Source organism: Mizugakiibacter sp. (assembly GCF_039680435.1).
GTDB lineage: Bacteria > Pseudomonadota > Gammaproteobacteria > Xanthomonadales > Rhodanobacteraceae > Mizugakiibacter.
In genome coordinates this window covers 1-11,538 of sequence record NZ_JBDKSX010000004.1, presented here as the reverse complement: position 1 = coordinate 11,538, position 11,538 = coordinate 1, and the positions used below count along the sequence as shown (strand labels likewise).

Genomic DNA, 11,538 nt, shown 5'->3' with positions numbered 1-11,538 from the left:
GAGGCGGAGATCCGCGGCCATCGCCGCACCTACATCGGTTCGATGCCGGGCCGCATCATCCAGAACATGTCGAAGGTCGGCATGAAGAACCCGCTGTTCGTGCTCGACGAGATCGACAAGATGGCGATGGACTTCCGCGGCGATCCCTCGGCGGCGCTGCTGGAAGTGCTCGACCCCGAGCAGAACCACGCCTTCAACGACCATTACCTCGAAGTCGACTTCGACCTCAGCGAGGTGATGTGGATCGCCACCGCCAACTCGCTGAACATCCCGGCGGCGCTGCTCGACCGCATGGAAGTGATCCGCATCCCGGGCTACACCGAGGACGAGAAGGTCGCGATCGCGCAACGCTACCTGCTGAGCAAGCAGCTCAAGGCGAACGGCCTCAAGCCGGACGAGCTGGCCGTGTCCGAGAGCGCGATCCGCGACATCATCCGCTACTACACGCGCGAGTCGGGCGTGCGCAACCTCGAGCGCGAGATCGCCAAGATCTGCCGCAAGGTGGTCAAGGAGCTGTCGCTTGCGGGCAAGCCGGTCAAGGCGGGCAAGCCCGCCAAGGCCGCGGCCGCGCAAGCCGAGGCGAAGCCGCCGAAGAAGGCGGCGAAGCCGAAGCACGCGCACGTCAGCGCGCGCAACCTCGACCACTACCTCGGCGTGCGCAAGTTCACCTTCGGCCGCGCCGAGCAGCAGAACGAGATCGGCCTGGTCACCGGCCTCGCCTGGACCCAGGTCGGCGGCGACCTGCTCAGCATCGAGGCGACCGTGGTGCCGGGCAAGGGCAAGCTGATCCACACCGGCCAGCTCGGCGACGTGATGCAGGAGTCGATCCAGGCCGCGCTGTCGGTGGTGCGCGCGCGCGCGGACCGGCTCGGCATCGATCCCGAGTTCCACCAGAAGCACGACCTGCACGTGCACGTGCCCGAGGGCGCCACGCCCAAGGATGGCCCCAGCGCCGGCATCGCGATGTGCACCGCGCTGGTGTCCGCGCTGACCCGGGTGCCGGTGCGCTCCGAAGTGGCGATGACCGGCGAGATCACGCTGCGCGGCCGCGTGCTGCCGATCGGCGGCCTCAAGGAGAAGTTGCTCGCGGCGCATCGCGGCGGCATCACCACGGTGATCATCCCGGAAGAGAACCGCAAGGACCTCGCCGACATTCCGAAGAACGTCACCGAGTCGCTGCAGATCCGGCCGGTCAAGTGGATCGACGAAGTGCTCGACCTGGCGCTGGAGCGGCCGCTGGGCCCCGCGCCGCAGCGCGCCGAAGGCGAGGGCAAGCCGATCGAGCCCGCGCACGAGGACGGCACCGGCGAAGGCGCACCGTCGCGCACCCACTGATACGCATCGCGCCGCATCGCGCACGTCCGCGTGCGCGATGCGGCGCGATGGCGTTTTCCGCGCGGACATCCTGCCGTCGGCACTTGCTTTTTGTCCTTGCGCGCGTGCGCGCGGCGCGCGGCGCCGAATCGCTGAAAGGCGCGCCACGCCTTGTGTTGCGCGGTTTTTGGGGCGCTGGTATAAAGGTTGGACCGCGATCTGGCCGAGGCGCCGTCTTCGAGCGATTGCGGGGATCCGAAGTGGCATCCGATGGGGGCCCGACGCGCGTTGGCGGATGCCGCTTCTCCCGAAGCGCATGCATAGCGGGCCGCACAATCCTGAGAAGGAGTCTTAAATGAACAAAGCCGAGTTCGTGACTGCTGTCGCCGACAGCACCGGGATGACCAAGGCCGATGCCGGCCGCGCCGTCGAGGCGATGCTCGAGGTGGTCAAGAAGTCCCTGAAGAAGGGCGACAACGTATCGCTGGTTGGCTTCGGCACCTTCACCGTGCGCAAGCGCGCCGCCCGCACCGGCCGCAACCCGCGCACCGGTCAGACGATCAAGATCAAGGCCTCGAAGGTCCCTTCCTTCAAGGCTGGCAAGGCGCTCAAGGACGCAATAAACTGAGCCGCTTTGTCGGGTGCTTAGCTCAGCGGTAGAGCGTCGCCCTTACAAGGCGAGGGTCGGGGGTTCGATCCCCTCAGCACCCACCAAGCCGCGGAGTGGTAGTTCAGACGGTTAGAATACCGGCCTGTCACGCCGGGGGTCGCGGGTTCGAGTCCCGTCCACTCCGCCACCTACCGACAAGGGCGCCCGCGGGGCGCCCTTGCCATTTACGGATATGCCGCCGCGAGGCGGCCGCTGCAGCGGGCGAGAACGATGCTGAGCAAAATGCGCAATTTGTTGTCGGGTTGGCTGGCGAAGATCTTCTTCGGCCTGCTGGTCTTCGTGTTCTCGTTCTTCGGCATCGAGTCGTACTTCGTCGCCCGCACCGATACCTTCGTGGCCAAGGTCGACGGCCACGAAGTCAGCCAGCAGGACTTCCGCACCGCGATGGACAATTACCGCCAGCGCGCGCAGCAGCAGAGCGGCAACAAGCTGGACGGCAGCTACTTCGAGAAGCCCGAGGTCAAGCGCCAGGTCCTCGACGCCCTGATCGATCGCCAGGTCGTGATGCAGGCCGGCGAGGAACTCGGCGCGACGGTGTCCGACGTGCAGGTGCGCGACGCGATCGCCGCGATCCCCGCGTTCCAGGTCGACGGCAAGTTCGACGATGGCGCCTACCGTGCGGTGCTGGCGGCGCAAGGCATGTCGCCACTGGCGTTCCAGGAACGCGTGCGTTCCGACCTCGAGGCGGAAACCCTGCCGCAGGCGGTCGAAGCCAGCGCGTTCGCCACCGATGCCGACGTCGACGCCTACCTGCGCCTGAAACTGCAGACCCGCGATTTCCGCTACGTGCAACTGCCCGCACCGGGCGCGGGCGAGGGCGAGGGCGCGGTCGACGATGCCGAGATCGCCGCTTACTACAATGCGCACCGGTCCGATTTCATGAATCCGGAGACGGTGGCGCTGCAGTACCTCGAACTGGACGCCGCCAGCCTCAAGGTCGACGCCACGATCGACGACGAGTCGCTGAAGAAGCGCTACGAGGACGAGAAGCAGCGCTTCGTGCTGCCCGAGCAGCGCCTGGCGTCGCACATCCTGGTGAAGGTGCCGGCGAACGCGACGCCGGCGCAGCAGAAGGCGGCGCTGGAGAAGGCGCAGAAGCTGGACGCCGAGGCCAAGGCGCCGGGCGCGGACTTCGCCAAGCTGGCCGAGCAGAACTCCGACGACCTCGGCTCCAAGCGCCAGGGCGGCGACCTCGGCTGGGTCAGCAAGGGCGACACCGACCCCGCCTTCGAGGCGGCGCTGTTCGCGCTGCACAAGGGCCAGGTCTCCGATCCGGTGCTGTCCAGCGAGGGCTACCACGTGATCTGGCTGCGCGACGAGCGCGCCGGCGAAGCCAAGCCGTTCGAGCAGGTCAAGGGCGAACTGGCCAAGCAGATGCTGGATTCCGAGCGCGAACGCAAGTTCAGCGAAGTGGCCGGCAAGCTGACCGACCTGATCTACCAGGATCCGAGCTCGCTCGAGCCCGCGGCCCGGGCGTTGGGCCTGACGATCCAGACCACCGACGCGTTCCCGCGCAGCGGCGGCCAGGGCATCGCCGCGAATCCGAAGGTGGTCGAGGCGGCGTTCTCCAACACCGTGCTGGTCGAAGGCAATACCTCCGATCCGGTCGAGCTGGGCCCGAACCACATCGTCGTGCTGCGCGACGCCAAGCACACCGCGGCGACGCCGAAACCGCTGGACGCGGTGCGCGACGCGATCCGCCAGCGCGTGCTCGCCGAGCGCGCCGAGGCGGCGGCCAAGCAGCGCGCGCAGACGCTGTACGCGAAGCTGCAGCAGGGCGGCGACCTGCAGGCCATCGCCGCCGACGCGGGCGCGCAGATGCTAACCGCCGCCGGCACCGGCCGCGACGCGCAGCAGCCGGAGCAGGCGCTGCTGGATGCGGTGTTCCGCATGCCGCATCCGGCCGCGGCCAAGCCGAGCACCGCGCTGGTGCCGCTCGAGCACGGCGCCTACGCCCTGGTGGCGCTGGACGCGGTGCACGCGGGCGATCCGGCCAAGGCCGCGCAGCAGGAGCGCAGCATGCTGCGCCAGCAGCTCGGGCGCATGTACGGCGCGGAAGCGGTGCGCGAGTTCGTCGCCGCGCTGCGTGGCGCCGCCAAGATCAAGACCGCCGAAGACCGCCTGCAGTAAACGCGGTACGCGCGCGTTGCGGAAAAAGAAGGGGCCGCGCGTGCGCGGCCCCTTCGCGTTTGCCCGTCCGCGGCTTCTTCAGAGCGCCATGCCGAGGATGTTGTAGCCCGCGTCGACGTAGGTGACTTCGCCGGTGATGCCGGAGGCGAGGTCGGAGCACAGGAAGGCGGCCACGTTGCCGACCTCGTCGATGGTCACGCTGCGGCGCAGCGGCGCGCTGTTCTCCGCGTATTCCAGCATCTTGCGGAAGCCGGAGATGCCGGCGGCGGCGAGGGTCTTGATCGGCCCGGCCGAGATCGCGTTGACGCGCGTGCCGTGCGGGCCGAGGCTGGCGGCCAGGTAGCGCACGTTGGCCTCGAGGCTGGCCTTGGCCAGGCCCATCACGTTGTAGTTGGCGACTACGCGCGGACCGCCCAGATAGGTGAGCGTCACGATCGCGCCGGCGCGGTCCTTCATCAGCGGCCGCGCCGCCTTGGCCAGCGCCGCCAGGCTGTAGCTGGAGATGTCGTGGGCGATGCCGAACGCCTCGCGGGTGAGGCCGTCGAGGTAGTCGCCCTGGATCGCTTCGCGCGGCGCGAACGCCACCGAGTGCACCAGGATGTCGAAGCCGTCCCAATGCTTGCCCAGCGCGTCGAACATGCCGTCGATCTGGGCGTCGTCGGCGACGTCGCAGGGCAGCACGATGCTGGAGCCGAACTCCGCCGCGGCTTCCTCGACGCGGCTCTTCAGCTTGTCGTTCTGGTAGGTGAAGGCGAGCTGCGCACCTTCGCGATGCATCGCGTTGGCGATGCCCCAGGCGATCGAACGCTGACTGGCGATGCCCACGACCAGGGCGCGCTTGCCGTGCAGAAATCCCATGCTTCCTCCCGAATACGGTCTGGCTGCGGCAGGGACCGCAACCGGCGAAGTTTAGCGGGATGGGCCGCCGTGCGCGCGGGTACGGTGCGTTTCAGTCCGGCGCGTTCAGGCGGAGCGTCCGGCCCGGGCGCAGCGCGGCCTGCCCCAGGCCGTTCCAGGCGCGCAGGTCCTCGACGTCCACGCGGTAGCGACGGGCGATGCTCCACAGGCTTTCGCCCGGCTTCACGGTGTGCGTCGGCGCGCGTGCCTCGATCGGCGCCAGCAGCGCCCCGGCGTGCGCGAGCAGCGTGCGCGGCAGCAGCAGCGTGCGCCCCGCCGCCAGCGTCGCGTCCGCGTCCCCGGCGTTCGCCGCGGCCAGCGCGGGGGCGGGCACGTCGCCGTACGCGGCCAGCGCCGCGAGCGTGGTCGGCGCGCGCACGCGCGCGTCGACCCAGTCGCGCCAGGCGCTGGCGTCGGCCAGCGCGTAGGCGGCGCGGAACCGTCCGGCACCATCCCGCGGCAGCAGCAGGTGGTGCGGCGCATCCGTCGCCATGCGCGTGCCGCGGTAGCCGGCGTTGAGCGCGCGCAGCGCATCCAGCGATACGCCCGCGAGCCGCGCCGCCAGGCGCAGGTCGAGCGGCGCCGGCAGCGGCACCAGGGTCAGCCGCGCATCGTCGTCGAGTTGCGGCAACTGCACGTCGAAGCGTGCCGGCTCGCGCACGATGCAGGCCATCGCCAGCAGCCTGGTCAGGTGCTCGCGGGTGGTGGGGCCGATCGGCAGGTCGGGGATCGCCGACGCCGGGTCGGGCGTGCCATGCCGGCGCAGCATCTGCTTGACGCTGTACTCGCCGGTGTTGAACGCAAGGTCGGCGAGGCGCCAATCGCGGAACTCGTCGCCGTACCCGCGCAGCAGCCGCAGGGCTGCCTGCGTGGCGGCATGCGCGTCGAGGCGGCCGTCGTAGTCGCGGCCGATGGCGAGGCCGGTCGCGCGCGCCGTCGCCGGCATGATCTGCCAGATGCCGGCTGGGCCGCCGCGGCGGCCGGGCACGGCGCGGTATCCGCTTTCGACCCATGGCAGCAGCACGAATTCGCCGGGCACGCCGGCCGCTTGCGCCTGCTCCTGCACGTAGCGCAGCAGTGGCAGCGCTGCCTGCAGTTGCGCTTCGAGGCGGTCGGGCGCGGCGGCGTAGCGGCGCGCCCATGCGGCGATATCCGCGTCGCCGTCGCAATCGTCCATGGCGAAGCTGCGGCGCAGCCGCTCCCAGGCGTCGGCCGCGGCGGGCGCTGGCGTCGGCGCCGCCGTCGTGCCGGACGGCGCCGGCGGCGTCGATGGCGGCGCGGCGGGCGCGGGGGCCGGCGCGCGCGTCGGCGCCTGTGCGCAGGCCGCAAGCAGCGCCGCCGATGCGGTCGTGGCCAGCAGGCGGCGGATCATGCGCGGAACGTGTCCTTGGCCGCGCGCAGCGCGGCGAAGCGCGCCACGCGCGTGCCTGCCGGCGCGGCCCATGCCGCGACGGCGGGCGCGTCCGTGCGCAGGAACGGATTGGCCGCGCGCTCCGCGGCCAGCGTGCTCGGCACGGTGGGGCGGCCCGCGGCGCGCTGCGCGCGCGCCTCGGCGATGCGCGCGTGCAGCGCCGGGTTGTCCGGCTCGACCGTGAGCGCGAACGCGGCGTTGGCGAGGGTGTACTCGTGGCCGCAGCAGACGCGGGTGGCGTCGGGCAGCGCCGCCAGGCGATCCAGCGACGCCAGCATCTGCGCGGGCGTGCCCTCGAACAGGCGCCCGCAGCCGAGGCTGAACAGGGTGTCGCCGCAGAACAGCACGCCTTCGCCGGCGTAGGCGATGTGCGTGAGCGTGTGCCCGGGGACTGCGATCGCCTCGAAATCCGCCGCCGGAGCCGGCAGCGCGACGCGGTCGCCGCCGCCCACGCGGCGGTCGGCGGACGGGATGCGCGGATCGTGCGGCGCGATGACCGTGGCCGCGTGCCGCGCCGCCAGCTCGGCGGCGGCGCCGATGTGGTCGTTGTGGTGGTGGGTCAGCAGGATGGCGCGCAGGCGCAGGCCGTCATGCGCGAGTGCCGCCTCGACCGGCGCGGCCTCGCCCGGATCGACGACCAGCGCCTGCCCGGCGGCGTCGGCGAGCAGCCAGATGTAGTTGTCGCTGAGCGCGGGCAGCGCGGACAGTCGCAGCACGTGGCGGTCCGGGACGTGAAGGCGTCGCACTATAGCAACGCGCCGCGGCCGGCCAGTTAGCCGCCTGTTAACCTTGCGGCCGCTTTCGCGCACAATCGTGACGACGCTCACCGCTTCCGCTCATGCCCGAAACCCTTGCCGCCCTGTACGCCACGCCGCCGCTGCGCGCCCTGTGCGCGGACGCGACCGCCGCGCTCGCGCCGGAGCTGGCCGGGCTGGCCGGGCCGCATGCGCTGCTGGTCGACGCCTGCGTCGCGCCGGCGCTGCCGCCGACGCCGCTGCTGGCGACCTGGGCGCGATTGCGCGTGGACGCGGGCGCGCTGAGCGGCGATCTGCTCGGCAGCGCCGACGCGCTGCCGTTCGCCGACGACAGTTTCCGCGCCGTGGTCGTGCGCCTTGCCGCCGAGGCGATCGGCGGTCCCGAGGCGATCGCCGACGAATTGGCGCGCGTGCTCGCGCCGCAGGGCATCGCGCTGATCGCCGCGCTGCATCCGCTCAGCCTGTGGCAGCCGTGGCTCGCGCGGCGCGCGGGCGCGGCGCTGACGCTGGCCCTGCCGGGACGCTGGCGCGGCGCGCTGGCCGCGCGCGGGGTCGACGTCTACGCCGTGCGCCGCTGCGGCGCGGCGTGGCCGCGCGCGGAAACCTCGCGTTCGCAGCCGCGCTGGCTGCACGCCGTTGGCGGCGGCTACGTGCTGATCGCGCGCAAGCGCCGCATGGCGACGATTCCGCTGCGGCTGCGCCCGCGATCGGTGCATGTCGGCGCGCGCGCCGGCACGCTCGCGCCCGGCGCGCACCGGGCCTGCGCATGAGCAGCGCGGCGCGGACGGTCGATGCGTTCACCGACGGCGCCTGCCTGGGCAACCCCGGGCCGGGCGGCTGGGCCGCGCTGCTGCGCTGGAACGGCCACGAGCGGCTGCTGGACGGCGCCGAGCCGGCCACCACCAACAACCGCATGGAGCTGTCGGCGGCGATCGCCGCGCTGGAGGCGCTGAAGCGCCCGTGCCGCGTGCGCCTCGCCACCGACTCGCAGTACGTCAAGCAGGGCATCGAGGAATGGCTGCCGCGCTGGCGCGCCAACGGCTGGCGCACCGCCGACCGCAAGCCGGTCAAGAACCAGGACCTGTGGCAGCGCCTCGCCGAGGCGGCGGCGCGCCACGAAGTGACGTGGCAATGGGTGCGCGGCCACGCCGGCCACGCCGAGAACGAGCGCGTCGACCAGGCCGCGCGCGAGGCGGCCGAGCGCGTCCGCGCGCAGTCGGCCTAGATCGCCGCGGCCCGGACGGCGCGGCCGTGCGAAACCAGGAGCAGGCATGCGGCAGATCGTGCTGGATACCGAAACCACCGGCCTCGAGGTCAGCCAGGGCCACCGCGTCATCGAGATCGGCTGCATCGAGCTGATCGAGCGCCGCCCCAGCGGCCGCACCTTCCACCGCTACTGCAATCCCGGTCGCGCGATCGATCCCGGCGCGGTGGCGGTGCACGGCATCACCGCCGACTTCCTGGCCGACAAGCCGGCGTTCGCCGAACTGGCGGAGGAATGGCTGGCATTCGTCGATGGCGCCGAGCTGCTGATCCACAACGCGACCTTCGACGTCGGCTTCCTCGACGCCGAGCTGGCGCTGGCCGGCGCGCACTACGGGCGCGTCGCCGAGCATGCCGAGGTGGTCGATACGCTGGCGCTGGCGCGCGCGCGCTATCCCGGGCAGAAGAATTCGCTGGACGCGCTGTGCAAGCGCCTCGGCGTGGACAACTCGCACCGCGAGTTCCACGGCGCGCTGCTCGACGCGCAGTTGCTGGCCGAGGTCTACCTGGCGATGACCGCCGGCCAGGCCGCGCTGGCGCTCGCGCTGGACGAGGGGCCGGGTGCGGCGGCGGCGGCGCGCGCCGCCGCGGTGCCGCTGACGCGCCCCCGCGTGTTGCGCGCCAGTGCCGAGGAATGCGCCGCGCACGAGGCGCGGCTGGATGCGCTGGACAAGGCGGCCAAGAACGGCAGCGTGTGGCGCAGGGTGGGCGGCGGCGCCTGAGCGACCGCGCGCCGGGATCGGATCAGCGCACGCGCACCAGCACCGCGGTGATGTTGTCGCTGCCGCCGCCGTCCAGCGCGGCCAGGATCAGGTGCTCGACGCACTCCTGCGCGGTCAGCTCGGTGCGCGCCAGCACCCGCGCGATCGCGGCGTCGTCGACTTCCTCGGTCAGGCCGTCGCTGCACAGCAGGAACTGCATGCCCGGCTCGACCGCGCCGCGCACGGTCTCCACGCGTAACTGCTGCGGATCGGTCACGCCGAGCGCCTGGGTGACGAGGTTGCGCTGCGGGTGCGCGCGCGCTTCCTCGCTGGTGATCGCGCCCTGGTCGAGCAGTTGCTGCACGAAGGAATGGTCCTGCGAGAGCTGGCGCAGCGCGCCCTGCCAGAGATACACGCGGCTGTCGCCGACCCAGGTCACCTCGTAGCTGCCGTCGCGGATGCGCAGCGCGGCGATGGTGGTGCCCATCGGCAGCGCCTCGGCGCGCCGCGTGGAGTGGCGGATGATCGCCTCGTCGGCGCTGCGCACCGCGTCGGCCAGGTCGCGCCCGGCGCCGGCTTCGCGCAGCACGTGGTCGCGCGCCAGCGCGCTCGCCACCTCGCCGTGGTCGTGCCCGCCCATGCCGTCGGCCACCAGCCACAGGCCGAGCGCGTCGTCGGCGTAGTAGGTGTCCTCGTTGTGCTCGCGGCGCAGGCCGACGTGGGTGCCGTGTCCGAATTCGATCATGACCTGGCGTCGTGGCGGTTGCCGCGAGCATGCCGCAAGCCTCGGCGGTTGTCACGATCGGAGCCGCGCCGTATCATTCGCGGCCCTCGTACGGCGTCCGCGCCGTGGGCGAGGGGCCGCGGAGAGGTGGCAGAGTGGTCGAATGCGCCGGACTCGAAATCCGGTGTACGGCTCGTCCGTACCGTGGGTTCGAATCCCACCCTCTCCGCCAGTTCGTTCACGGCGCTCCGGTTGCGCTCCCGCCTTTCGCCTGCGCGTTCCGATTTCTGCGGAAGCCTCGCGCGGCGATCACCCACGTCTCGGCCTGAACCGGCGGCCGCGCTCGGCGCGGCGAGGCGGTTTCAGGAGTTCCAGTCATGAGTTTTTCCGATCTCGGCCTCAACGCCGAGCTGCTGCGTGCCCTGGCCGATGAAGGCTACGACGCGCCGACCCCGGTGCAGGTGCGCGCGATCCCGCTGGTGCTGGCCGGCCGCGACCTGCTCGCCGCGGCGCAGACCGGCACCGGCAAGACCGCCGCCTTCGCGCTGCCGATCCTGCAGCGCCTCGCCGCCGCGCCCGCGGGCGGCCGCAAGCCGCGCGTCCTGGTGCTGGTGCAGACGCGCGAGCTGGCCGCGCAGGTCGCGGAGTCGATGCGCACCTACGGCCGTCACCTGCGCCTTTCCACCACCGAGGTCTACGGCGGCGTCGGCATGCAGCCGCAGGTGGAGCGCTTCCGCCGCGGCGTCGACATCGTGGTGGCGACGCCGGGCCGCCTGCTCGATCATCTCGGGCAGCGCACCGTGGACCTGTCCGCGATCGAGGTCCTCGTCCTCGACGAGGCCGACCGCATGCTCGACATGGGCTTTATCCGCGATATCCGCAAGCTGCTCGCCGCGCTGCCGAAGACGCGGCAGAACCTGCTGTTCTCGGCCACCTTCAGCGACGAGATCCGCGCGCTGGCCAAGGGCCTGCTGCACGATCCGGCCAGCGTCGAGGTGGCGCCGCGCAACACCGCGGCCGAGCGCGTCGCGCAGCGCGCGCACCCGGTCGACAAGACGCGCAAGGCGGCGCTGCTGGCGCACCTGATCGCAACCGGCGACTGGCGCCAGGTGCTGGTGTTCACCCGCACCAAGCATGGCGCCAACCGCCTCGCCGAGCAGCTCGCGCGCGCCGGCATCGGCTCGGCCGCGATCCACGGCAACAAGTCGCAGGGCGCGCGCACGCGCGCGCTGGCCGACCTCAAGGCGGGCCGCGTGCGCGTGCTGGTGGCGACCGACATCGCCGCGCGCGGCATCGACATCGACCACCTGCCGCACGTGGTCAACTACGAGCTGCCCAACGTGCCGGAGGACTACGTGCACCGCATCGGCCGTACCGGCCGCGCCGGCGCGGGCGGCGAGGCGATCTCGCTGGTCAGCGCCGACGAGCGCGACGACCTGCGCGACATCCAGAAGCTGCTGCGCGCGGAGATCCCGTCGTCGCCGGTCGCCGGTTTCGAGCCGGGCTCGGCGCCGTCGCCGGCCGAGCGCGCGGCGCGCGTCGAGGATGCCGCAGCGTCCCGGCATCGCCCGGGCGCGACGGCGGAAAACGCCGGCCGGCGCAGGGGCGGCGGCACGCGCGGCGGCAAGGTCGCGGCCAAGGCCACGACCCGGGCCCCGGCCAAGGCGCCGGCC

General features: G+C 72.2%; 11 protein-coding genes and 3 tRNA genes. 10 read left to right on the top strand and 4 right to left on the bottom strand.

Features of this window, described 5'->3' with window-relative positions:
• The 5 genes from lon to ABFC67_RS00475 all read left to right on the top strand — a co-directional run.
• On the top strand, nucleotides 1-1,335 hold a 1,335-nt coding region (gene lon, locus ABFC67_RS00495; RefSeq protein WP_346736075.1), incomplete at its 5' end, for an endopeptidase La.
• A 334-nt stretch (nucleotides 1,336-1,669) separates the two neighbouring features.
• A complete protein-coding gene (locus tag ABFC67_RS00490; protein WP_346736074.1) occupies nucleotides 1,670-1,942 on the top strand; it encodes an HU family DNA-binding protein in 273 nt (90 codons plus the stop codon).
• 11 nt (nucleotides 1,943-1,953) lie between these two features.
• Nucleotides 1,954-2,028, top strand: a tRNA-Val gene (locus ABFC67_RS00485).
• A gap of 6 nt (nucleotides 2,029-2,034) precedes the next feature.
• Nucleotides 2,035-2,111 (top strand) — tRNA-Asp (locus ABFC67_RS00480).
• An 83-nt stretch (nucleotides 2,112-2,194) separates the two neighbouring features.
• The gene (locus tag ABFC67_RS00475; RefSeq protein WP_346736073.1) at nucleotides 2,195-4,114 is read left to right on the top strand and encodes a SurA N-terminal domain-containing protein; all 1,920 of its coding nucleotides are present in this window, start codon (nucleotides 2,195-2,197) and stop codon (nucleotides 4,112-4,114) included.
• Between the two features lie 78 nt (nucleotides 4,115-4,192).
• On the opposite strand, the gene ABFC67_RS00470 is transcribed toward ABFC67_RS00475, so the two are convergent.
• The 3 genes from ABFC67_RS00470 to gloB all read right to left on the bottom strand — a co-directional run bounded on the left by ABFC67_RS00470 (nucleotide 4,193) and on the right by gloB (nucleotide 7,135).
• Nucleotides 4,193-4,972: an enoyl-ACP reductase gene (locus tag ABFC67_RS00470; RefSeq protein ID WP_346736072.1), complete on the bottom strand. Its 780-nt coding sequence runs from the start codon at nucleotides 4,970-4,972 to the stop codon at nucleotides 4,193-4,195.
• 91 nt (nucleotides 4,973-5,063) lie between these two features.
• The gene (locus ABFC67_RS00465; protein ID WP_346736071.1) at nucleotides 5,064-6,383 is read right to left on the bottom strand and encodes a LysM peptidoglycan-binding domain-containing protein; all 1,320 of its coding nucleotides are present in this window, start codon (nucleotides 6,381-6,383) and stop codon (nucleotides 5,064-5,066) included.
• A complete protein-coding gene (gloB, locus tag ABFC67_RS00460; protein ID WP_346736076.1) occupies nucleotides 6,380-7,135 on the bottom strand; it encodes a hydroxyacylglutathione hydrolase in 756 nt (251 codons plus the stop codon). Before gloB ends, ABFC67_RS00465 begins: the two co-directional genes overlap by 4 nt.
• Before the next feature lie 125 nt (nucleotides 7,136-7,260).
• Here gloB and ABFC67_RS00455 point away from each other — a divergent pair, with 125 nt between their 5' ends.
• The 3 genes from ABFC67_RS00455 to dnaQ are packed head-to-tail and all read left to right on the top strand — an operon-like array spanning nucleotide 7,261 to nucleotide 9,162.
• Entirely contained in the window at nucleotides 7,261-7,947 is a 687-nt protein-coding gene (locus ABFC67_RS00455; protein WP_346736070.1) for a methyltransferase domain-containing protein, read from the top strand.
• Complete coding sequence (rnhA, locus tag ABFC67_RS00450; protein WP_346736069.1) at nucleotides 7,944-8,402, top strand: ribonuclease HI; 459 nt, start codon at nucleotides 7,944-7,946, stop codon at nucleotides 8,400-8,402. The genes ABFC67_RS00455 and rnhA overlap by 4 nt, the downstream gene beginning before the upstream one ends.
• A gap of 46 nt (nucleotides 8,403-8,448) precedes the next feature.
• Nucleotides 8,449-9,162, top strand: coding sequence for a DNA polymerase III subunit epsilon (gene dnaQ / locus ABFC67_RS00445; protein WP_346736068.1), 714 nt, complete (start codon nucleotides 8,449-8,451; stop codon nucleotides 9,160-9,162).
• Nucleotides 9,163-9,184: 22 nt separating this feature from the next.
• Here dnaQ and ABFC67_RS00440 read toward each other — a convergent pair whose 3' ends face one another.
• Entirely contained in the window at nucleotides 9,185-9,886 is a 702-nt protein-coding gene (locus ABFC67_RS00440) for a protein phosphatase 2C domain-containing protein (RefSeq protein ID WP_346736067.1), read from the bottom strand.
• Nucleotides 9,887-10,006: 120 nt separating this feature from the next.
• Between ABFC67_RS00440 and ABFC67_RS00435 the strand changes: the two genes are divergently transcribed.
• Both ABFC67_RS00435 and ABFC67_RS00430 read left to right on the top strand, forming a co-directional pair.
• Nucleotides 10,007-10,097, top strand: a tRNA-Ser gene (locus ABFC67_RS00435).
• Nucleotides 10,098-10,242: 145 nt separating this feature from the next.
• Nucleotides 10,243-11,538 (top strand): DEAD/DEAH box helicase (locus ABFC67_RS00430; protein ID WP_346736066.1); only part of this gene is annotated, 1,296 nt, incomplete at its 3' end.

Excerpts from the sequence above, each read along its gene's own strand:
- ABFC67_RS00490 (WP_346736074.1), top strand. The coding sequence starts at position 1,670 with ATGAACAAAGCCGAGTTCGTGACTGCTGTCGCCGACAGCACCGGGATG.
- ABFC67_RS00475 (WP_346736073.1), top strand. The coding sequence starts at position 2,195 with ATGCTGAGCAAAATGCGCAATTTGTTGTCGGGTTGGCTGGCGAAGATC.
- ABFC67_RS00470 (WP_346736072.1), bottom strand. The coding sequence starts at position 4,972 with ATGGGATTTCTGCACGGCAAGCGCGCCCTGGTCGTGGGCATCGCCAGT.
- ABFC67_RS00465 (WP_346736071.1), bottom strand. The coding sequence starts at position 6,383 with ATGATCCGCCGCCTGCTGGCCACGACCGCATCGGCGGCGCTGCTTGCG.
- ABFC67_RS00455 (WP_346736070.1), top strand. The coding sequence starts at position 7,261 with ATGCCCGAAACCCTTGCCGCCCTGTACGCCACGCCGCCGCTGCGCGCC.
- rnhA (WP_346736069.1), top strand. The coding sequence starts at position 7,944 with ATGAGCAGCGCGGCGCGGACGGTCGATGCGTTCACCGACGGCGCCTGC.
- dnaQ (WP_346736068.1), top strand. The coding sequence starts at position 8,449 with ATGCGGCAGATCGTGCTGGATACCGAAACCACCGGCCTCGAGGTCAGC.
- ABFC67_RS00440 (WP_346736067.1), bottom strand. The coding sequence starts at position 9,886 with ATGATCGAATTCGGACACGGCACCCACGTCGGCCTGCGCCGCGAGCAC.